Here is a 22,682-nt window from a genome sequence, read left to right on the forward strand (position 1 = left end):
AATAATAAATACCAACAGCGAGAGCAATGATGAATCATATCCAATTAGAGAATATCAGCAAGATTTACAATGCCAATAGTACGCAAGCGCAGTCTGTATTGACGTTATTGGCTGAGGGTATGGACAGCATTAAGGTGAAAGAGCAAACCGGCTATTCGGTTGGGCTATATGATATTAATCTAAACGTTAAAGCGGGTGAGCTGCATTGTATTATGGGATTGTCAGGCTCTGGCAAATCGACATTGATACGTCATATTAACCGCTTAATCGATCCAACCAGTGGCAAAATATGGGTAGATACTTCTATCAATACAAAAAATATTAATGCAAAAAACCCTGCTAATATCAAAAAACCTAACAATGATATTCAGTCAACTGCAACGACTACTGACATCAATAAAGCACCAGTGGGAAACGAAAAGTCATCTTCTGCGATTAATGTATTAGAGCTTGATGATAAAGGGTTGCAGCACTATCGCCAGCAAACCGTTAGCATGGTGTTCCAGCATTTTGGCTTGGTGCCTCATATGACCGTCATGCAAAACGTCGCTTATGGTTTGCGTGTCCGTAAAATGAGTGTAAGCGAGCGTCATGAGGTTGCTCGGCACTGGCTTAATGAAGTTGGACTGCCAAATTTAGAGCACAGCTATCCTGATGAGTTGTCAGGTGGTATGCAGCAGCGTGTTGGGCTGGCGCGCGCGCTGGCAACGGACAATCCTATTTTGCTAATGGATGAAGCATTTTCTGCGCTTGATCCACTTATCCGTGCTCAATTGCAGGATCAGCTGCTTGAGCTACAAAAACGGCTAAATAAGACCATTGTCTTTATTACTCATGATATCGACGAAGCAGTAAAAGTCGGTCAACGTATTAGTATCTTAAATGGGGGGCGTCTAGTGCAAACGGGTACACCTCATGACTTACGCCACAATCCAGCCGACGACTATGTCGCCCAGTTTATGAGTGCTAAAGCCTAGAGCAGGTTAAACATTTATAAATTTAAAAAATATAAGTCAGCTAAAAGCAGTTTTTTAGTCTTTGAAAAAGCGTATAGCCAACAAATAAATTTTTCTCAGTTATGTATGTTTATCTGTTTTATTTAGGGCTGACGATATCGATGGTATTGAATAGTCCAAAATGAAAATTAAGGAAATCATCATGGATAATTTTGAAGAGCTAAGACAGCAAATGATAGATCGCCAACTTGCGGCTCGCGGTATTTACGATCAAACGGTGCTTCGTGCGCTGGGTACGGTACCACGTGAAGCTTTTACGCCTACAGACCTTGTCGAATTTGCTTATAGAGATTCACCTTTACCTATTGAAGAAAACCAGACTATCTCACAACCCTTTATTGTTGCATTGATGACGGCGGCCCTTGAATTGAAGTCAGATGATCGTGTACTTGAAGTCGGTACAGGTTCGGGATATGCTGCAGCCGTGCTTGGGGAGATTTGTGAGACTGTTTATACCATTGAGCGCCACAAAGCTTTGGCAGATACTGCTCAGATAAAACTCAAAGAATTAGGGTATACCAATGTTCAGGTCAAGCATGGCGATGGGACACTTGGTTGGGTAGATCATGCCACTTTTGATGCCATTATAGTTGCAGCAGGAGGGCCTGAAGCGCCGCAAGCCCTCAAAGAACAGCTAGCCATCGGCGGGCGTATGGTCATTCCCGTAGGCGCATCTTTGAATTCTCAAAAACTGGTTCGTATTCGGCGTATCAATGAAAATGAATATGAGACAGAAGATTTAGGAGGTGTTCGTTTTGTACCTCTTATTGGCGTAGCAGGTTGGCAGGAGAAAAACAATGAAAGCTAATAGAAGTTTGTCTGAATTGATTGGTCAATCAAGTGAGCATTTTACGAGTATTAATGATGTTAACCTAGATAATCTCATGGAGCGTATCGGAGATAGTCGTGTAGTACTGCTTGGTGAGGCGTCACATGGTACGGCTGAATTTTATGAAATGCGAGCTCGTATAACCAAGGAGCTTATAGAAAAGAAAGGTTTTACTATTGTCACTGCTGAAGCTGATTGGCCAGATGCGGTGCATATTAATCATTATATTCATGGTAGAGAGCATGATGCTTTGCGGCAAAATAAACCTTTTTCTAGGTTTCCTACTTGGATGTGGGCAAATAAATCAATGCTTGAATTTACCCACTGGCTCCATGACTATAATAAAAAAACTGAATCTTCAGAACAAAAAATAGGTTTTTATGGTTTAGATTTATACAGCTTATATAGCTCTATTGACAGAGTATTGGATTATTTACAAAAAGTGGATCCTAAGACGGCAGAAATTGCCCGAGAGCGCTACGACTGTCTGATGCCTTGGGAAGACGATCCTTCTTTATACAGTCGTGCGATGATAACCGAGCAACATAAAAGTTGTGAATCAGAAGTACTCAACAATCTACAGGATTTACTCAAGATAGAGTTAGAGTATTCTGCCACCAATGGTGAACAACTTTTTGATGCCAAACAAAATGCCAAGCTAATAGCCGATGCCGAACGTTATTATCGTACTGTGTATTATGCCAAAAACAACTCATGGAACCAGCGTGATCAACATATGTTTGAAACATTGCAGGCGGTGCTTGAGTTTAGAGGCGCTCAATCAAAGGCTGTTGTTTGGGCACATAATTCCCACCTTGGTGATGCTCGAGCAACCCAAATGAGTGCACGTGGCGAATTAAATATAGGCCAATTGGTGCGCCAAGAATATGGTGACAAAGCCTACAATATAGGTTTTGGTACCGATCATGGTACGGTTGCTGCTGCGTCTAGCTGGGGCGGACCCATGGAGATAAAACAAGTACAACCATCACATGTTGACAGTTATGAACGTGTTTTTCATGAGGTTGCTACTGACAATTTTCTTTTACCATTGCGCCATCCATTGCATGAAGATATTCGTAAAAAACTACTCCCAGAGCGTTTAGAGCGAGCGATAGGCGTCATTTATAGACCTGAAACGGAATTACAAAGTCATTATTTTTATGCCTCTTTGCCAGCCCAGTTCGATGAGTATATCTGGTTTGATAAAACGCGTGCCGTTGAAGCGTTGCCAAAACAGCGGGAGGAAGGATCATTTGATACATTCCCGTTTGGTTATTGAGGACACACTCTAGCCAATCGTAGTAATTTTGCTGTAATCAATAGCGAGTTCTGAAAAAAACAACAAACTTCGTTATACTTGACCTTTTATTGATGACTCATGAGCAGTAAGTGTTCTGAGCTTATCGATCACCTATTATGTCGCTTTAAGTGTTAGGTGACGTTTATTTCTTATTTTTGCGTTTTTAAGGCCCTAGCATGACCGTTACCTATGCACCTATTATTACCTCGTTACTTGATAACGATTTGTACAAATTTACCATGTTACAAGCCATGCTACATCAGTTTCCACAGACACACGGGGTTTATCGTTTTCGCTGCCGTAACAATAAAGACACCGCTTATCCGCTAGCAGATATTAAAGCGTCACTAGAGCAACAGCTCGACAGTTTGTGTGAATTGCGGTTTTTAGAAGAAGAGTTGGAGTATTTACGAGGGTTGCGTTTTATTCGTTCAGACTTCGTTGATTATCTTGAGCTGTTTCAGCTAAAGCGTCGATTTATTACGGTAAGTACTGACACAAAAGGCAGGTTATGTATCGATATTGAAGGACCGATGATACAAGCGATGTTCTTTGAAGTGTTTGTGTTAGCAATAGTGAATGAGCTGTATTTTAATGCGTTGTCCGATCCTAGTGTGATTAAAGAAGGTCAGCGTAGACTGGATGCAAAAGTTGCCTTGTTGCATCACTATGCAGCAGAACAAGCCCAATACAGCCATGATACGCCGCCCTTTATTGTCGCTGATTTTGGTACTCGCCGGCGTTTTAGCAAAGCTTGGCAAGCGCATGTGGTTGAGACTCTACACAAGGCTGCCCCAAAGATAGTGGGCGGTACCTCTAATGTATATTTGGCAAAAGAGCTGGGAATGACACCAATCGGTACGATGGCACACGAGTTTATGCAGGCGTTTCAAGCGTTAGATGTACGTCTTCGTGATTCACAAAAAGCGGCTCTTGAAGCATGGGTTCATGAGTATCGCGGCGACTTAGGTATTGCTCTAACAGATGTCGTTGGTATGGATGCATTCTTACGCGACTTTGATTTGTATTTTGCCAAGCTATTTGATGGCCTGCGTCATGATAGCGGAGACCCTTATATCTGGGGTGATAAGGCGATCGCTCATTATAAGAAGTTAAAGATAGATCCTAAGACCAAAATTTTGACCTTTAGTGACGGTCTGAATCTTGATAAGGCATGGGAGCTGCATCAATACTTTAAAGATCGCATCAAAACCAGCTTTGGCATTGGTACCAATCTCACCAATGATATGGGCATCACACCAATTAATATCGTTCTTAAACTGGTTGAATGCAATGGGCAACCAGTCGCTAAACTGTCTGATAGCCCAGGCAAGACCATGATCAATAATAATACCTATCTGGCGTATTTGCGCCAAGTTTTTGAGGTTGATGAGCCAGAATAACGACTGTCTAAAGATCGTTAGTCTCTGTTTTCTCTTCTTCAGCAAAAGCTGCATCTAGTGCTTGTTGCACGGCATTGATACGGGTTTCGCACACGCGATAAGCAGCGATCGACTCTTCTACCGTTGTCATCAGATTATCAATGTCTGGCTCGTCTTGCTGTTGTAGTTCAGCTGCATTGGTTTTTAGAATATCGTAAGCCGCCTTAAAGGTTTTTGGGGCGGCTTTTTTGCGTCGGCGAGTAGGGGTTGTCATAAGGTTTCCTAATGTTCAAAAGTAGGGTTAAAAAAAGGGAGATAAAAGTTACTAAAATTCGACTTATGATTCGGTTAGTGTGTCAGTAGATTCTGTCATCTTGTTGTCAGTTTTAATATCAATAATCTGTGCTTTTGCTTTACCATCTTTTAAGACGATATGAATGGTCTGCTCAGGATAAAGCTGCGTACTGCTGGTGAATATCTGCTTATCTTTTGCATCAGTCAGCATGGTATAGCCTTGTTTAAGTACGCGAGACGGACGGTGCAGTAGTACAATATCACGTAAATGTTCGCTATTACGTTGTGCTTGTATGACGCGCTGCTGAGCACTTTGCATAACAGTTTTTTGATAATCTTTACTATCAGTGGCAGCGATTGTTAATTGCTGATAAGCCAAGGCTTGAATCTGCGCGCGTAGCTCGCTTGTTCGTCTTGCTGCTTGCTTTACTTGGCGCTGGGCGCTTTGCTGAATGCTTTGCCACGCATAATCACTGTCTTTTTGTAGTGCGGTTAGCTGGCCGATGGTTTGCGATTGTATTTGGCTCAGTTGTCGTGACGTTTGTTGTTCAGCTATATTCAACTGCCGCTTTGCTGCTTGCTTGATTTGTGCTTGATATTGCAAAGTCTGAGTGACTAGTTGGGCTAAATGACTACTGATTGCGGCGATTACTTTTGATGGAGTGTCAAAGCTGGTATGCGCCACCTCATCTAAGATAACTTTGTCACGCTCATGACCGATACCGACCCATACAGGAATAGGCTGCTCAGCCACCAATGCTGCTAGCTCATAATCATTGAGGTAGGCCAAATCACCAACAGCGCCGCCGCCACGAATAATCACTAACAAGTCTGGCAAACGCTGATAGGCATCATAAAATTGTTGTTGGGCGCTGACGATAGCTTGGCGTATCTCGCCTGGTGCATGATTGCCCTGAAAGGTGGCATGATGGTAATGAAACTGACACGCACCGGTACTGGCTAAGCGATCTGCATCGGCTTGAAAATCTCCCAACCCTGCGGCCTTTTCGGGTGCGATGACCAGCACATGCTCGATATCAAATGGCGTAGGCAGCTGCTGATTTAGGTGCAACAAACCTTCACCGGTCAAGCGGTCGATCATCTCTGCATATTGCCGTGCCAAGTCTCCCAATGTATAGCTAGGATCAATATCTTCGATAGTGAGCGAGAAGCCATATTGTGCATGAAAACCTGCTGACACTTTAAGAAGTACCGTTAAATCACGCTCAAGTGGCATACCCGTTGCGCGCTCAAACTTTGCTAAGACGCGGGCGGCTTTAAAACGCCATAGGTTGCCACGGCAGCTGGCAATAACTTTGCCATCGTCGTCTTTTTCTGCCAGCTCAAAGTAATAATGTCCGCCTTTGCTAGACAGGTTGCGAATCTCTGCTTTTACCCACACACGATGATTAAAGGTTTGTTTGATGACCATCTCAACTGCTGATAGATAATCGCTAAGCCGCAGAACAGTGTCTTCTAAATTGACTTCAGGACTGTTTTCTTGCTCAGCGAGTTCAGCTTCCAATGTCGCCAAATCCTTGGCCGGTGCCAATACTTTCGCTTGTTTAGTATTTGAGAGATTGGGTTTGCGCATAATAAGAAACCAAAGGTAAGAAGAGATTAAGAGCTGGGTGTCTGTAGTCTGTTTGTTTATAAATTAATTTTTTAGACTAAATAAGGTGGGGTTAAACATTTAACACGATAGTTTAACCCAAAAACGGACATACAAAAAGAGAGGACAGTGATACTGCAATTAATCTATTTTGTTTGTTATAGACTTATTGGCAATCACTGATAATTACTGGCAACGAAAGTTGATCTTGTACTCATAATCGTCGCTACGGGACAAATCTGGCGTACCAGTGCCGAAGATTGAGCCGATAACCGCACCAGCTTGTCCAACCATACGACCAGTACGCTCATCCAAGATACCGTTATACGTCACTTTGTCATCCACGATAATCACTTGCTTACTCTTGCAAGTCTTTTGCGCGCTGTCTATCGCATTTTGCTGCGCTTTCACTTTTGTATCTGCAATACCAGTCGTCTCATAAATAGAGTTGGCACGCTGAATGACAGGTGATGAAGGCGTACTTTGACAAGCGCTTAGGGCGAGGGCGGCGGTGACAGTAGCCGTTAATAGTATGGTTTTATTAAAAGTATTCATAAATTATTCCCAGTTTTTATACGTTGTTTTTATACGTTTTCTATACGTTAAGCACGAAAATTCATTAATCACTCAAAACAATTGATTATAACAAGCAAGAGTCAAACAAACATCAACAGTACACAGCAAATCACTTGAAATATAAATCATATCTAGGATAATTAACATATCTATTCTTAATTAATAAGTAAGTCTATGCAATTGATTCCTGCTCCAGCTGGTGTACTTGAAGTTGACGCACTATGGCAACAAGATAACCCTAATGATCCAGATACCGATACAGTGGCGCTGCTTTGCCATCCTAATCCACTTTTTGACGGTACGATGAACAATAAAGTGGTCACGACTATGTATCGTTTTGCTCGTGACAACGGTATGCATGTAGTGCGTTTTAACTTTCGCGGTGTTGGGCAGTCGACCGGTGAACATGATTATGCCGATGGTGAAGTAGTAGATGCAATGACCGTGTTACAATGGATTGCAGAACAAAGCTCTGCACGTAAGCTATGGCTTGGTGGTTTCTCTTTTGGTGGCTATGTGACGGCGCGGGTCGCTGAGCAAGTACTTGAGGCCTCTCATATTTGGGGGTTGAGTGATTTTGAAGTTGCAAAAATCGCCCTTATCGCACCGTCAGTGGAAAAGAACGACAGCAGCGATCTAGATTTGCCTGCTGATAAAACCTTTGAGATTTATGGTAATGCTGATGAGGTGATTGAGCCTCAAAACATGCAGGCATTTGCTGAACGCTTAGGTATTAGCGTCAGTGTGGTAGATGGCGCAGGTCATTTTTTTCACGGGCGTTTGTCTGAGCTTAAGGGTTTGTTAGAAGAGCACAGCTTTGGGAGTGGTACATAGATTTTACCTAATAGTTTTATTTATTAGCATGACTATTAATTATAACTGGTTCTCAGTTTTCCTGCGTTATGGGGAAGCAGAGTTAACGGGTTACTTTATTATTTATTTTGTCTAACGATGAGTCGTATTATGAGATTATCTCCATTGCAACGCTACGAGCAAGCCATCAGTACTGATGAGTTTACTCGAGATGAGCAGCAATATCAGGCTATGAGCTACCTTGATGAGCTTTACCATCAGCTCAATAGTAGCGCTGAACAAAAAAAGGGCTTTTTTAGCTTTTTAAAGTCCAAACCTGCCGCGCCAAAAGGTCTGTATATGTGGGGCGGTGTTGGCCGTGGTAAAACATGGATGATGGACATGTTTTATGACTCTTTAACGATTGAGCGTAAGATGCGTCAGCATTTTCATCATTTTATGCAGCGCGTACATAGCGAGCTAAATACGTTACAAGGTCAAAGTGATCCGTTAGAAAAAGTCGCTGATATTATTCATTCAGAAGCGGTGATTATCTGTTTTGATGAGTTTTTTGTCTCGAATGTCTCTGATGCGATGATCTTAGGGGATCTGTTTACCATGTTGTTTAACCGCGGTGTTACCTTGGTTGCCACCTCTAATATTGAGCCATCGGGCTTGTATAAAGATGGCTTACATCGCGACCGTTTCTTGCCTGCCATTGCTGAGGTTGAGCGTCATACTACCGTGATGAATATTGACTCGGGCATTGATTACCGTTTGCGTGTATTGCAGCAAGCAGAGCTGTACAAGTCGCCGATGACCAAAGCCAATCATCACTGGCTTGCCAACCGTTTTGCCAGCTTATCTAATAATCAAAAAATCAGTAATGAGCCCATCGTTATCAACGGTCGTGAAATCAAAATTAATGCTCGTACCGAAGATATCTTATTTTGTGACTTCCGGCATCTATGCATGGAGCCGCGTTCTGCCTCTGATTTTATTGAGATTGCTAAGCAATTCAATACCGTACTGGTCAACGCAGTACCAGCACTAGATGATGACTTGCGTGATCCTACTCGTCGTTTCATTTATCTGGTTGATGAGTTCTATGATCGCCGTGTCAAGCTATTGGTACGAGCTGAACAGTCGATTCTAGAGTTGTACCAAGGAGAAAAGTTAGCATTTGAGATTGAGCGTACGCGCTCACGCTTGCTTGAGATGCAATCAGAAGACTATCTAAAAATGGAACATCGTGTTGAAAGCGTTGATGCTGCGTGATTGTGTCTTTTAGTATAGCTATTAGAATTCAGCTAGTAAATTAAGTAGTCATCTATAAAATAACACAAGTACTGAACAATAATAACTAAGGACAGACGATGAATGTATCTGACGATAAAAAAGATAAAAGTAATGAAGAGATGCTTGTTGACAATACAGACATCAATGACACAGGCTACACCAGCACTCAATTGATCGATTGGATTAATTCAAGACGCAGTATGGGGAATCTAGACGCGCCAGCACCAACTCGTGCTCAAATCCAACAGGCTATCGAATGCGCTGCAACAGCGCCTGATCATAAAAAGCTTCGCCCATGGCGCTTTATTGTGACCGAAGGCGATGCTCGTCATGAGCTAGGCCTTGCCCTTCTTGAAGCTGCACAAGCAAAGGCGGTGCAAGATGGTGAAGAATTGACCGAAAAGACCATCAAGAAAACCCGCAACATGCCATTGCGAGCACCCCTTATCATTACCGTCGTGACTCAAATGCAAGCACACAAAAAAGTCCCACCTTTTGAGCAAATGTTAAGCACAGGGGCTGCTGTGCAAAATTTGATTTTGGCTCTAAAAGCGCAAGGCTATAGTACTGTATGGCGCACTGGGTTACTGTGTAACGAGCCTGCAGTAAAAGCGTATTTCGATGTCGGTCCAGATGATTATGTCACCGCTTTTGTTTATACTGGCACCAGTCCTAAGGATGAGCCAAAACGCAAACCTATTGATATCGAACCGTTAGTACGCTTTGAATCATAAGCGTCATTTATTAGATTCAATCATAGCTGGTGTGGTGATGTACAAAAACTAAAGCATCATATAACGCTATACCTTTTTATGCAGACAGTGTAATCTGCCTCAATGATATAAGCAGTCAACACGGATAATTAGATATGACAAGCTCTACTGAAAACAATTCATCTAACAAAAAGCCAAATAAAGAAGCTGTCGATAAAAACGCTTCTAAACAAAAGACAGATGATAGAAGTTCGGATCAGGTTAATACTGAAAAATCTAGTGGTTTGCTGGCAGGTATTATTGAGCGCGCGACTAAATCAGGACTTGGTCGAAGAAAGCTTAATCCTAGTGCGGTTGAAGCAGATGTCGCCAAAAACATGGGACAAGTACGTGATAATCCAGACCAGCTGCGTTTGGCGTTTTTGGGCGGTGGTAGCTTTGGTACAGCGATGGCAAATTTGGCAGCACGCAATGGCTGTGATACCACCCTTTGGGTTCGTAACAAGCGTACGGTTAAATCTATGGCTAAATCGCAGATGAACAAAAAATATCTGTCCGGTTATAAGCTAGATGAAAGCCTTAAATACAGTCACGATTTAGAGTCTGCCGTCAAAGACAAAGACATTATTTTTCTTGCAGTACCAAGCATGGCATTTCGTGAGACACTTAAGAGTATCGCCCCATTTATTACGGGACAGTCGGTTGTGTCTCTCACTAAGGGCATGGAAAAAGACACCTTTGCGCTGATGAGTGACATCATCAAAGAGGAGCTGCCAGAAGTAAACTTCGGTGTTATGTCAGGGCCAAATCTCGCTATTGAGATTATGAAAAACATGCCCTCAGCGACAGTAATAGCCAGTCATTCTGAGCCTTTGCGTCATGCAGTGCAAGCTGCACTACATAGCGCGTTTTTTCGAGTATTTGCCAGTGATGACATACGCGGGGTAGAGCTTGGCGGAGCGCTCAAAAACATTTATGCCATTGCTATGGGTATGGCTGCTGCATATGATGTAGGCGAAAATACCAAAGCCATGCTACTAACCCGAGCGTTGGCTGAGATGAGTCGTTTTGGGGTAGAAGCTGGCGCCAACCCTTTGACGTTCTTAGGCTTGTCAGGCGTTGGGGATCTGTATGCTACCTGTAGCTCAGAGCTTAGCCGTAACTATCAAATTGGTAATATGCTTGGTCGCGGTATGAATATTGATGCAGCCGTCAAAAAGCTGGGGCAGACTGCCGAAGGAGTCAATACGATTCAGCAAGTGCATGAAAAGGCATCTAAAGACGGTATTTATATGCCGATTACCCACGCTCTATACGCTGTTATTTATGAAGATAAGGCAGCGCTTGGCGTAGCACTGCACTTGATGGAAGCAGGGTTTCGTAGCGATGTCGAGTTTGTCATGCCACACGATTATAGTAATGCTGCGCTTACTGCACAGATGCAGGCGGCGGCAAACAACCCTCAAGACGATAGTGATAACTCTGACAACAGTTCTGACACTAATGACTCGGTTCACCACAAAACCGCGCAAAACACTGATAAAAATGACAATTTTGATGAAGAAGATACCGACAAAGACAAAAAATAAGTTTGCTAAAAGTTATGTATTAAGTAGTAATAAAGGGGTATTATGAAGATTATATTAATGCGTCATGGACAAGCAGAAGATGAGACTCGGCCAGATAGTGCACGGCAGTTGACTGACTATGGTCAACAGCAAGCAGCACAAACGGCTGAATATATTATTGAAAATTATGCGCCAGACCACTTTGTAGTGAGTCCTTATAAACGCGCGCAGCAAACGTTGTCCGCCCTACAATCGCGCGCTCCTACAGTACCGTGTATAGTACAAGACAATATTACACCATCCGATGATGCTCACATGGCATTGGCAGATATTGCAAAGATTGAAGCCGAGTGTTTGGTAGTGGTTTGTCATATGTCTATCGTTGCTTATCTTGCCGGTTTACTAACAGGCGATAGTCCTGAATCATTTGCTTTGGCTGAAGCACGTGTCTTTGAGATGGAATTTGTCATGACGGGTATGGCAAACGAGATAGACCGTTTTGTGCCGCAGCAGCCGCGTTAATATTATACATGCGTAAGTCAATACTAGGCTTTGACTTAACTGGCAACCATGATTAAATACCAAAATATTTGATGGTTGGTTTTATTTTAATAATTTATCTCATAAGTTAAGTAAGGACACGCTTGGTGTTACATGTTTGGATAAGATCGCAGCATAGTCCGTTAGCAGTTTGGCATGCTAACACAAAAGAGTGGCAGTCTGTAAGCGGCTGGCAACAGCTGTATGATATATATGGCAATAGCAGAAACAGCTCTACATCACTTTGTCTTTATTTTCCCTCCAGCCATTTGTTGCAAGTCGACACAAAGCTAAATGCAGCTCAGCTCAAGCAGCTTGGCAACACAGGTAAACAGTATTTATTTGAAGAGACCTCTTTAGCGCCAGTTGAGCAATTGGCAGTCAGGCAGATCGGCGATACTCATGCGCATTATCTTTATGCGTTGGCTGAAAACGACATAGAAGCATGGCAACAAAGTGCATCTTTGGTCGGCCTAAGCATCAATGCACTACTGCCAGACTTTTTACTGTTGCCTATTCCTGAAGAAGGCGCTGCTCAGCAAGTAACCTTATATCAAGATCAATATACTGCCTTATTACGACAGTCACAATATCAGGGCTTGGCAGTAAATTACTTACCGCTTATTTTTGAGCGCTTACCGCATTTAAGTGAAGTTTGTATATTGCCTTCGATACAATCGATTGATCCAGCGTCTATCAGCGCTCCAATTGATTCATTTGATGACTTGGCAGATGATAGCAGCAACTTGCAAAAGACTAACTTAGAGTCAGGCCTTATATCAGACTCTACAACAGAAACAAGTATCGCGACAGAAACAGCTACTTTGCTGGCAGAACAGCAGATATTATCAACGCCTTTATCTATAGTCCCTATACCAATAGAGATACCAGAACGTCACGCGCTTAACTTTTTTGTTAAATCTTCAGAGACGAAGCTCTCACCCTACTTACGAGTGGCGATGATGGTCGCATTGTCAGCATTGGTGTTGCAAATGGCAACTGATGGCTTACAAATTTATCGTTATAACCTTGCTGCAGATGCTACGCAGAGGGCAACTGCAGAGCAGTATCAGTCATGGTTTCCAGATGAGATACTCAATACCAATCGCACTAAGCTGCAGGTACAAATGCAACCAAAACTGCGTAGCGATAGTCAAGAGTCAGCATCGCACCTAGCAGTACTCGGTCGAATATCACCGCTTATTAAGCAGTCTTCGTTACATGCACAGTCGCTGGTTATGGAGCCATCTGCTTTAAGCTTTACCTTAATAGCGCCAGACCGGGGAAGTCTTGATAAATTCGCCAGTACACTGACTGCGCAAGGTATTCAAGCAAGTCTAGAGCGGGTCAATAGCAATGAGCAAGGGCAGTTTAGTGGGCAGATAACCGTCGATGTTGAAGATGATCCTGCGGCTGTAGATAACGTGGCTCAATCTTAATTTTTAGTTTGTAAATTTTATACCATCCATCAAGGTCAAGTGATGAAACTATTACAGCGCCGCACTACCCAAAACCCGTTAGCAACCAAAGCCTTGTCAGCACGTGTGAACAACTACCAAAATGCGCTATGGTCACGCTGGCAAGCGCTCTCTTCTCGTGATCAGATGGCATTGGCTGTTTTGCTGGTGTTTTTATTGTTATTTATCGGTGGTTATGGCGGTTATAGCGTCCATCAAACTGCCAAAGAGAGTAAGTCTGATTACCAAGAGCAGGTCAATGATTATTTTTGGCTACGCTCGCAGGCAGGTAATATCGATCCTAATGCATTAAATGCTACCAGTAATCAAGACGGTGCTGATGCGGTGCCACCAGCAAGCCGTGTGAATACTGCGTTAAACAGCTCAGGTATTGATAATGCGCAAGTGGTGGCCAATGGTGCAGGGGTGCAATTAAGCTTTAGTCATCCGAGTCAAGCGACTGTCAGTGCTGCACTTGGTAAGCTTGAGCAACAAGGCTGGCAGTTTACAAAGCTGTCGATGCAGCAGGACTTGGCGACCAAGCAAGTGCAAGTACAAGCAACTATCATCTCTTAATAAAATCTATTTTCAAAATTTGTCTCAAAATTTTTTTATATCTATCCATGTTTAACCTCTGATATAGGTCAAACTATAAGGAAGTGATGGTTTTATCTTGAAAGCGGCGCTATTTGCCACAATTGAGTACTTAATGGCTACTGTCAGTTATGGATAGAAATTATGAACCAGTCTTCTAACAATAATTCCGATAAGCATTCATATACAAGAACGCAGACTACCGAACCTTTTATTGACTCACAAACGACACACAGACTTATGCAGCAAGAGAGACCACTGTTGACTCAAAAAGAGCAGCGCTCATTAACCACCTACAACCACATTACTTATCTGCTCTACGTGATCAGCTATTTTACGGCAGGATTATTATGGATTGTGCCAATCATGATGAACTATGGCAAACGTCGTGATGCTGAGGGTACTTGGCTTGCGACGCACTTTGACTGGCAGATTAAAACTTTTTGGTACAGTATTATTTTTTTCGTTATAGGAACGATTATTATAACGTTTGCGCTCGGTGGTTTTGGCGTTAGTATGTTGGCTGATAGCGGTAATATAGCTATCGGTTCATTTTTGTTGGCTGGGTTTGGGGTGTTGATAATGCTCTTTACCTTTATCTGGCATCTATACCGTATTATCAGAGGCTGGATTGCGCTTACCGACAGTCGTCCTGTACCGTAAGTTAGTTAACTACCAATGCGTCTGTTTATGTGCATTAAAGCGCAGCTAATACTTAGGTGCAGTCGTTGATATTAGGAATGAAACTTTGGTCTTATTATTATTAAGCTGATATAATCGCAGCGTTTTATGACACTCAATTTTTCATTCGTGTTGTCCCATTCATTATTTTTATCCAGACCGGGTTTATCGTTATTATGTCTTATGCCTTGCTTCGCCCTTTTTTGTTTAAGATGGATCCTGAACACGCTCATGATATGACTCTATCTTTATTGGCTAAAGCTCATAAGGCGCGCGCTTTGGGATTGGTCTATGGTCAGTCTATGCAACCAACCGATTGTATGGGTTTGCAGTTTTCTAACCCAGTTGGACTGGCTGCAGGATTGGATAAAAATGCCGATTATATCGACGCATTGGCTGAGCTTGGTTTTGGCTTTATTGAGGTAGGTACGGTCACACCAAAGCCACAAGCTGGGAACGATAAGCCGCGTTTGTTTAGAATAAGACAAGCAGACGCTATTATTAATCGTATGGGTTTTAATAATCTGGGTGTCGATTATCTGATTGAAAATGTCAAACGCTGTAAATATAAAGGTAATATCGGTATCAATATTGGTAAAAATGCCAGTACACCTGTCGAGCATGCTGCTGATGATTATATTTATTGCCTAGAGCGTGTCTATCCTCATGCCTCATACATTACAGTCAATATCTCATCACCCAATACAAAGAATTTGCGTGACTTACAAAGCGGTGAGGCATTGACACAGCTGTTAGACGTGATTAAAAACCGTCATAGCCAGCTGGCGACAGAATACGGGTTCTATGTGCCGTTGGTATTAAAGGTCGCTCCTGATTTAGATCCACTACAAGTTGATTATATCTCGCAGCAATTATTGGATTTTGAAATTGATGGTTTGATTGCGACCAATACAACCTTAAGCCGAGTAGGGGTTGAGGATCTTACAGATGGCGATCAAGCAGGCGGTCTATCTGGTCGTCCAGTCAGTCATATTAGTACTCAGATTTTGCAACAGTTCTCAGATCAGCTAGATGGTAAAGTGACTATTATAGGCGTCGGTGGCATTGATAGCGGTGAAAAGGCTGTCAAAAAGATCAAGGCTGGGGCAGATATGGTTCAGCTTTATACAGGTCTTATCTATCGCGGTCCAGGCTTGGTGCAGTCTTGTATTCAGGCCATTGGCGGCTACTATGATGCCCAAGAGATTTAGTTAAATCGGTTTTATAAAGTCATAAGGCGGTAAATATGAGTGGTCTAGATATCGTTATTGCCATTGTTGTCCTTATTGGCTTATGGCGCGGTTTTCAGATAGGACTTGTCAAGACAGCTGTCGGCTTAGTCGGCTGGTTCATCGCTTTGATTATTGCGACTCGTTTGGCTGGCCCTGTTGCGCCGCAGCTATCAGGGTTGACCCAAAGCTCTGTATTACAAATGGCGATGGCTTTTTTGCTCATAGTAATCGTAGTGTTAGCTGCGATACATCTAGTAGCGTTTGTATTTTCAGGAGTACTTAAAACTTTACGCTTGGGTGTGGTAGATAAAATGGCAGGCGGTGTATTGGGGGCGGCCAAAAACGTTCTTGTGGTTTTAGTCGTTCTTAGTGTCAGTGCGCCGTTATTAGTGCAGCTTCCGCAGTGGCAAACTTCTGTGCTGGCTCCTGAGCTACTTCCTTATGCGCCAATGGCAAAAACGCTTGCATCCGATGTATTAGGCAGTGCGTGGGAGCAGATTAATCAGTCATAACTATTAATAACTATCAACAACTATGGTTAATATCAAGTAATATAGTCAAACATACCGTGTAAAACATAACATAGTATATAGCCTTGATAAATTGGCATTTAACATCATTTAGCATTCATGATGTTTATAATATAAATTGTTATGGTTGATAAAGTTTAAGCTAAATATCATAATTTATATGCCATTATATACAGTGTATTCATTCTTATATTCATCAAATCTTAGCGTGAACATGACGTTAATAACGAACAAGTATCGTTAACTAGATATCATCAAATCCTCGGTTAGCTTATAGGTAACATCGCTATTAAGCTTACCGTTATTGCGTTACTAATATGTGGTTTTAAATAGGACATAAATATGTGTGGAGTCGTTGGGGTTGCAGCTCATGAGCCGGTCAACCAAATTCTTTATGATGCCTTAACTATGTTGCAACATCGTGGTCAAGATGCGGCAGGTATTGTGACCTTGCAAGATGGGCGCCTATATCTGCGTAAAGAAAACGGTATGGTTCGTGATGTCTTTATGAACCGTCATATGATAAGACTGGTGGGTAAGTTTGGTATTGGTCATGTTCGTTATCCCACTGCAGGCACCTCAAGTAGTGCAGAGGCACAGCCATTTTATGTGAACTCGCCTTATGGCATAACTTTGGCTCACAATGGCAATTTGACCAATGCTGAGAGCTTAGCTAAATCGTTATATCAAGAAGATCGTCGTCATTTAAACACTGACTCAGACTCTGAAGTTCTATTAAACGTTCTTGCTCATGAGATGCAAAATCTAGGTAAGACTCATCCAACGTCTGACGATATTTTTGAAGCGGTAAAAGCGGTCTATGCTCGCTGTGAAGGCGCTTATGGCGTAGTAGCGATGATTACTGGTCATGGCTTATTAGCGTTTCGTGACCCAAATGGCATTCGCCCATTAATCTTTGGTGAACGTTTGGCTGCCAATGGCGGTACAGAGTACATGGTTGCTTCTGAGTCAGTGGCGCTAACTGGTTGCGGCTTTACTATTATTCGTGATGTCAAACCTGGTGAGGCCATCTTTATTGATTTGGATCATAATCTACATACATATCAATGCGTAGAGCAAAAAGAGTACACGCCTTGTATCTTTGAGTATGTCTATTTTGCGCGTCCAGATTCTATTATGGACAATATCTCTGTCTACAAATCGCGTCTTCGTATGGGCGAAAAGCTGGGACAAAAAATCCTCGATGAGTGGGGTGATGACCACGACATCGATGTTGTGATTCCCATCCCTGATACGTCGCGTACTTCAGCGATGGAGCTGGCACTTAAGATGAATATTAAATACCGTGAAGGGTTTATGAAAAACCGTTATATCGGTCGTACCTTTATTATGCCAGGTCAACAGCAGCGCAAAAAATCGGTCCGTCAAAAGCTCAGTGCCGTGCCGTTAGAGTTTAAAGGCAAAAATGTCTTGTTGGTTGATGACTCTATTGTCCGCGGTACTACCTGTCATGAGATTATTCAAATGGCACGTGATGCGGGGGCGAAAAAAGTGTTTTTTGCCAGTGCGGCGCCACCGGTAAAATATCCTAACGTATATGGCATTGATATGCCGGTACGTAGTGAGCTTATCGCTTCAGGACATAGCGTAGAAGAAGTACGTAAAATCATCGGTGCTGATCGTCTGATTTTCCAAGATTTAGATGATCTTATCGACGCGGTAAAAGATACGAAGCATAGCCGCGTTGAAGGCTTTGATTGTGCAGTATTTAATGGCTGCTATATCACTGGACAAATCAATGAAGCTTATCTTGACCATTTACAAGAACAGCGTAGTGAAACCGCTAAAACTGGCAAAAAAGGCGTACAAATCGTCGCGGATACGCCTGTTGATATGATGGGTGTCGAAGAGTCTTAAATAATCATTTTTAGTCAGTATAGTCGATACCGAATAAAACCGATACGTTGTAACGTAATGCGCCACTGGTATAAATTTTTCTTGCTTGCTGTGTCTACGCTGACAGAAGCTGCAAAAAAATTATACCAGCCTCGCTGTATCGTTTTTATAGCGAGTTAACTATAGTATGACTTAAAGGTGATTATATAAAAGTAATGATATAAAATAAAAGGCTGGATTCGATTAAGAATCCAGCCTTTTATTGTTTTTATTTAATTATTATTGAGTAAGACCTGCCAGCTAATAAAGACTATCAACTTAGAACGTTATTTAACAACCAAAGTAGGCCATTAATCGCTGTAATACCCACAACCATGCTTATTAATAACTGACGACTGATGTGATAAACCATTAATACCAATAGCAATGCGCCAATTTGAGCAAGTAATAACTGTACCTCGGCGCTATTTAGCCCAGTACTGGCAGATATGTCTTGATAGGAGAGACTGGTGAGAATCAATAAGACCATGACAGATAGCGGCAAGCTCTCGTTAAGGCGATGTAGCCAAGGAGTATCAAGAAGCTTTTTGGGTATCAATGCTGGAATAGCGCGAGTAATAAAGGTAACTCCAGCCATCGCGAAAGTGGCTGCAATCAAATAGCTACTATTCATCGTTCTCTCCTGTCACTTTATTCTGTATCCAAAAACCACGTCCCAAAATCATAAGCATACAAATGGTAATGGCTACCAACAGTAACCAATTACTGGTAAACAATGAGGCAATAGCCAAAGCAACGATCGCAATCCCAATAGGGAAGTAACGTTTAATACTTTGAAACTGCTCGTAAGCCAAAATTGCAAACAGACAAACCAACGCAAAGTCCAAATGCGGCACCAAGTCACTAAGAGTGCTGCCGATCATCACTCCAATAGCGCCTGCTAACACCCACCAACTTTGGTTAAATAGACTAATAGGCAGTATCAGCGCCTGTCTCGACTCATTGGGCAGGCTGGTCATCACCGAAAATGTTTCGTCCGTTAAAGCAAACAAACAGTAGGTTTTGGCTATTTTATTTTTGGGTAAAGACTGCAATAACGGCATCCCATAAAATACATGACGCAGGTTAATGGCTGCGATATTTGTCGCAATATTACCTATCGGCAAGCCGGCGCTGAGCATGGGTAGACAAGCGTATTGAGCTGCCCCTGCATATAGTACGACACTTAGCATAATCGTCGCCCATATAGGCACACCAGCCACCTGTGCCAAGACCCCAAAAGCAATACCTGCAGGTAGATAGCCCATGGCGACAGGAATGCTTTTTTTGAAGCCTTCAGCCCATTGATAGGTGGAGTTTCGCTGTTGTTCAGAATAAGTATTCACAAGATATCCTAAGATCGTCAAACTTAACTAGTTGGTAAAGAGGTCGTTTTATAGACATAATGACTTATAAACAGTGGTTTTTGCTATATGCATCAATAATATCGATAAACATGTATTTAATTGTTCATTAAATTGGCTGTAATTCTTCATAACTGCCGGTTCTATGCGCATGATACAAAAAACCGCTAAGAATAAGCATACGTAACAATAATAAGCTCCAAACACTAAGCCAAATACCAGTCATATCCCACTGCTGATATAGTAGCCAGCTAAGGGGAAAGAAAATGATAGCCAATATTAATGCAGCATTGCGAATAATATGGCCTGCTGTCAAACCAAAAAATATACCATCAAGCCAATAAGCCCCCACACCAACGAGTGGTAGCAGTATTGCATAGCCTTGATAGCTATTGGTTAAGGTAAAAACCGTCTCAATATTGGTCATCAAATCTAAATAAATTGGCATAACAAGCCACCAAATCGAACTTAATAGTAGAGCAAGAGTATAGCTGACGACGCCTGTACGCTTGACAATAAGACGAAAACGCACCCAATCGCGACGTCCCGCTGCTTGTCCACTCAAAGTTTCAGCTGATACTGCTACGCCATCAAGTGCAAAGGCTGAAATGCTCAATACTTGCAATAAAATGGCGTTGGCGGCCAATACCAGATCGCCGCTTTGAGCAGATAAGCGAGTAATCCACGCAAAGCTCAATGTTAGGATAAGTGTGCGAATAAAAATATCTTTATTCAAAGAAAATAGCCTAAGCATTTTTTCTTTAGTAAAATGCTGTGGATTAACTTGAAAGAAAATAGACCAAGACAATTGCAGATTTCGGCGACTAAGCCACAATGCCAATACCACCCCTGACCAAAACGCGATGGTAGTGCCTAATGCAACGCCTGCTATTCCCAGCTGCATACCGTAAACAAAAAACAGCGTCAAAATAATGTTAAATACGGCAATAAAACCTTGCTGATAAAGCATATAACGAGTTTTACCTTGACCTGCAAACCAGCCGATAAAAGCAAAGTTCATCAGCTCAGCCACAACGCCCCAAAAACGCACATCCAAATAAACTTTTGCAGCAGCGCCACTATCAGGATTAGCTGACAACGCCTGCAAGCCAAAATCAATCAGCCAAGGCTTTGCTAGTAGTAGTAGAAGACCAATGATAATGGCCAATAATAGCGCGCGCTGTAAAATCGACAGTAGTGGTGACAGCTTATGTTGCAGATTAGCAGAATCATTGCGATCTGCAAGCTGCCCCAAAGCTTGTGCAGACAAACCAGAAGACGCATATTGCAAAAAGTTAAAGCTAACGAGTAACAAGGACAAAAGCTGTATTGCCAGCCCCATACCTGCAAGCTTCGCTGCATCATTCATGTTGCCGACTATAGCGGTATCAATCACACTTTGTAGTGGCATAGCCAGATTGGCCAGTAAGACTGGAACGGCAATCGCGACAATACGCCTGTAGCGTGTATCAATGGGCGGCATGGCTTTTGGTGAGGTAGTCGTTGGCATAAGAGGATCACTTCTGCATAAACACAGATAATACCCGCCCGTTTACTACATGGCTGCGGGATGAGCTTTTGCTATTAAATATATTGGATGGTCATACAAAGATAAAAGCACCTAACGGTTAGGTGCTTTTACTCGATTCTTTAGTTGTATCTTAGTATGTGCTACTACTAAACAGTACTATTAAAACCAATATGATCCAAATAGGCGTTTAATATTAATCTTGTTCAAACATCTTTGGGTCATTAAAAGTCACAATCTCTTCTTCAAACTCAGGCTTCACTTTTACCACGAAATCATCGCGTGATAGACCCATTCTAAGAGGAATAGAGCTTGCAATATAGGTTGATGAATAAGTACCAGCAAGCAGACCAATAAACAGTGCTACTGAGAACCAATACAACCCATCACCGCCTAAGAACATCATGGCCAAGACCACTAATAATACTGTGGAAATAGTCATAATAGTACGGCGCAGTGTTTCAGTTAATGATAAATCAACCGTCTGACTAGGACTAATACCGCGAACACGGCGGAAGTTTTCACGTATGCGGTCATAGACGACAATGGTATCGTTTAGCGAATAACCGATCAATGCTAATATGGCTGCCAATACGGTTAAGTCAAAAGGGAAGCCAAACAATGCAAAGACACCGATGGTGACGATAGCATCATGAAATAATGACATGACCGCGCCAAGTGACAGCTTAAACTGAAAACGTAGAGCGACATAACCTAGCATACATACTAGTGCTAGTCCTAACGCCATGACTGAATTTAGATAAACCTCGTTACCGACTTGACTGCCGATAATGTTGACGTTACTAATGTCAGCGGGGTTATTAGGTAAGGCTAAAGCTTGAGTTAGGCTAGCACTCAGACCATCAATGTTATCAGATTGTGGTGGCAATCGTACGAGCAGCTCTTGGCGGGTGCCTAGATACTGTACGATAGCATCATCGAAACCATTATCCGCCAATGCTTGTACAACTTCAACTTGCTCAGCGGGCTGCTCATAACGTACATCTGCTGAAACCCCGCCTGTAAAGTCCAAACCAAGATTAAGACCATTAACAGCGATCGCAATAACACTAGCAATGACCATAAATAAAGATAAAATTGCCATAGGCTTTTCTATCTTCATAAACGGAATAATACGCTGATTACCAACTGCCTTGATACCGCCTTCTTTAGCAGCAGCGTCATCAGCAGCGCTATCAATAATTTGGTTATGATCGTTATCGATAGCAGCATTAGATGCTTGAGTCGTTACTGCTTGCTCATTCTTTGAACTTTGGTTGTTTCGGCGAGATTTGCCTTTACCAGTTTTTGCTGTTGTAGGGTTATTGGCTTTGGCGTTGCTGCCTTTACCATCACGGCGCGGCTTACTACGGCGGCGACGTTTTTGGTTGTCATTAGGACTGTTACCTGCACCGCCTGAGCTGCTAGACGTCGGCGTGTTATTTTCAGGATTGTTATTTTGTTCAATCGCCATGT

22 protein-coding genes are annotated in these 22,682 nt (G+C 42.5%); 15 read left to right on the forward strand and 7 right to left on the reverse strand.

The annotated features are described in order from the left end of the window. Positions 1–29 precede the first annotated feature (29 nt). From Q0895_RS08165 to pncB, 4 genes are all read left to right on the forward strand, one after another. Positions 30–977: an ATP-binding cassette domain-containing protein gene (locus Q0895_RS08165; protein ID WP_075102926.1), complete on the forward strand. Its 948-nt coding sequence runs from the start codon at positions 30–32 to the stop codon at positions 975–977. A 181-nt stretch (positions 978–1,158) separates the two neighbouring features. Further along, on the forward strand, positions 1,159–1,824 hold the full coding sequence (locus Q0895_RS08170) for a protein-L-isoaspartate(D-aspartate) O-methyltransferase (RefSeq protein WP_299187541.1): 666 nt from the start codon (positions 1,159–1,161) through the stop codon (positions 1,822–1,824). Beyond that, the gene (locus tag Q0895_RS08175; protein ID WP_299187543.1) at positions 1,814–3,127 is read left to right on the forward strand and encodes an erythromycin esterase family protein; all 1,314 of its coding nucleotides are present in this window, start codon (positions 1,814–1,816) and stop codon (positions 3,125–3,127) included. Before Q0895_RS08170 ends, Q0895_RS08175 begins: the two co-directional genes overlap by 11 nt. 197 nt (positions 3,128–3,324) lie before the next feature. Next, positions 3,325–4,551, forward strand: coding sequence for a nicotinate phosphoribosyltransferase (pncB, locus tag Q0895_RS08180; RefSeq protein ID WP_299187545.1), 1,227 nt, complete (start codon positions 3,325–3,327; stop codon positions 4,549–4,551). A gap of 7 nt (positions 4,552–4,558) precedes the next feature. On the opposite strand, the gene xseB is transcribed toward pncB, so the two are convergent. The 3 genes from xseB to Q0895_RS08195 all read right to left on the reverse strand — a co-directional run bounded on the left by xseB (position 4,559) and on the right by Q0895_RS08195 (position 6,991). Then, positions 4,559–4,804: an exodeoxyribonuclease VII small subunit gene (xseB, locus tag Q0895_RS08185; RefSeq protein ID WP_058368594.1), complete on the reverse strand. Its 246-nt coding sequence runs from the start codon at positions 4,802–4,804 to the stop codon at positions 4,559–4,561. Between the two features lie 63 nt (positions 4,805–4,867). After that, positions 4,868–6,418, reverse strand: coding sequence for an exodeoxyribonuclease VII large subunit (xseA, locus tag Q0895_RS08190; RefSeq protein WP_299187553.1), 1,551 nt, complete (start codon positions 6,416–6,418; stop codon positions 4,868–4,870). A gap of 204 nt (positions 6,419–6,622) precedes the next feature. Beyond that, positions 6,623–6,991 carry a hypothetical protein gene (locus Q0895_RS08195; protein WP_058368596.1) on the reverse strand — a complete coding sequence of 123 codons (369 nt, stop codon included), beginning with the start codon at positions 6,989–6,991 and terminating at the stop codon, positions 6,623–6,625. A gap of 195 nt (positions 6,992–7,186) precedes the next feature. Between Q0895_RS08195 and Q0895_RS08200 the strand changes: the two genes are divergently transcribed. From Q0895_RS08200 to purF, 11 genes are all read left to right on the forward strand, one after another. Continuing rightward, positions 7,187–7,846 (forward strand): alpha/beta fold hydrolase, encoded by a 660-nt coding sequence (locus tag Q0895_RS08200; RefSeq protein ID WP_058368597.1) that lies wholly within the window; start codon positions 7,187–7,189, stop codon positions 7,844–7,846. 129 nt (positions 7,847–7,975) lie between these two features. Next, the gene (gene zapE, locus Q0895_RS08205) at positions 7,976–9,082 is read left to right on the forward strand and encodes a cell division protein ZapE (RefSeq protein ID WP_058368598.1); all 1,107 of its coding nucleotides are present in this window, start codon (positions 7,976–7,978) and stop codon (positions 9,080–9,082) included. A gap of 98 nt (positions 9,083–9,180) precedes the next feature. Beyond that, on the forward strand, positions 9,181–9,837 hold the full coding sequence (locus Q0895_RS08210) for a nitroreductase (RefSeq protein ID WP_058368599.1): 657 nt from the start codon (positions 9,181–9,183) through the stop codon (positions 9,835–9,837). Positions 9,838–9,971: 134 nt separating this feature from the next. Next, the gene (locus Q0895_RS08215) at positions 9,972–11,405 is read left to right on the forward strand and encodes an NAD(P)H-dependent glycerol-3-phosphate dehydrogenase (RefSeq protein WP_299187564.1); all 1,434 of its coding nucleotides are present in this window, start codon (positions 9,972–9,974) and stop codon (positions 11,403–11,405) included. Positions 11,406–11,447: 42 nt separating this feature from the next. Further along, complete coding sequence (gene sixA / locus Q0895_RS08220) at positions 11,448–11,906, forward strand: phosphohistidine phosphatase SixA (RefSeq protein ID WP_058368600.1); 459 nt, start codon at positions 11,448–11,450, stop codon at positions 11,904–11,906. Positions 11,907–12,031: 125 nt separating this feature from the next. Further along, a complete protein-coding gene (gene gspL, locus Q0895_RS08225) occupies positions 12,032–13,363 on the forward strand; it encodes a type II secretion system protein GspL (protein ID WP_299187720.1) in 1,332 nt (443 codons plus the stop codon). Positions 13,364–13,405: 42 nt separating this feature from the next. Beyond that, on the forward strand, positions 13,406–13,957 hold the full coding sequence (gene gspM, locus Q0895_RS08230; protein ID WP_299187571.1) for a type II secretion system protein GspM: 552 nt from the start codon (positions 13,406–13,408) through the stop codon (positions 13,955–13,957). 162 nt (positions 13,958–14,119) lie between these two features. Next, on the forward strand, positions 14,120–14,638 hold the full coding sequence (locus tag Q0895_RS08235; RefSeq protein WP_227511724.1) for a hypothetical protein: 519 nt from the start codon (positions 14,120–14,122) through the stop codon (positions 14,636–14,638). A gap of 194 nt (positions 14,639–14,832) precedes the next feature. Further along, a complete protein-coding gene (locus Q0895_RS08240) occupies positions 14,833–15,867 on the forward strand; it encodes a quinone-dependent dihydroorotate dehydrogenase (protein WP_299187573.1) in 1,035 nt (344 codons plus the stop codon). Positions 15,868–15,902: 35 nt separating this feature from the next. After that, positions 15,903–16,400 carry a CvpA family protein gene (locus tag Q0895_RS08245; protein ID WP_058368603.1) on the forward strand — a complete coding sequence of 166 codons (498 nt, stop codon included), beginning with the start codon at positions 15,903–15,905 and terminating at the stop codon, positions 16,398–16,400. Between the two features lie 360 nt (positions 16,401–16,760). Further along, on the forward strand, positions 16,761–18,296 hold the full coding sequence (gene purF, locus Q0895_RS08250) for an amidophosphoribosyltransferase (protein WP_058368604.1): 1,536 nt from the start codon (positions 16,761–16,763) through the stop codon (positions 18,294–18,296). Between the two features lie 292 nt (positions 18,297–18,588). Here the strand turns inward: purF and Q0895_RS08255 are convergent, their stop codons facing one another. From Q0895_RS08255 to secF, 4 genes are all read right to left on the reverse strand, one after another. After that, positions 18,589–18,948: an AzlD domain-containing protein gene (locus Q0895_RS08255; protein ID WP_058368605.1), complete on the reverse strand. Its 360-nt coding sequence runs from the start codon at positions 18,946–18,948 to the stop codon at positions 18,589–18,591. After that, complete coding sequence (locus Q0895_RS08260) at positions 18,941–19,582, reverse strand: AzlC family ABC transporter permease (RefSeq protein WP_227511726.1); 642 nt, start codon at positions 19,580–19,582, stop codon at positions 18,941–18,943. The genes Q0895_RS08255 and Q0895_RS08260 overlap by 8 nt, the downstream gene beginning before the upstream one ends. 205 nt (positions 19,583–19,787) lie before the next feature. Further along, the gene (locus tag Q0895_RS08265) at positions 19,788–21,188 is read right to left on the reverse strand and encodes an MATE family efflux transporter (RefSeq protein ID WP_075102939.1); all 1,401 of its coding nucleotides are present in this window, start codon (positions 21,186–21,188) and stop codon (positions 19,788–19,790) included. A gap of 214 nt (positions 21,189–21,402) precedes the next feature. Next, complete coding sequence (gene secF, locus Q0895_RS08270; RefSeq protein WP_299187582.1) at positions 21,403–22,680, reverse strand: protein translocase subunit SecF; 1,278 nt, start codon at positions 22,678–22,680, stop codon at positions 21,403–21,405. Between the last annotated feature and the right edge of the window lie 2 nt (positions 22,681–22,682).

It is taken from the genome of uncultured Psychrobacter sp. (genome assembly GCF_947495825.1).
Taxonomy (GTDB): Bacteria; Pseudomonadota; Gammaproteobacteria; order Pseudomonadales; family Moraxellaceae; genus Psychrobacter.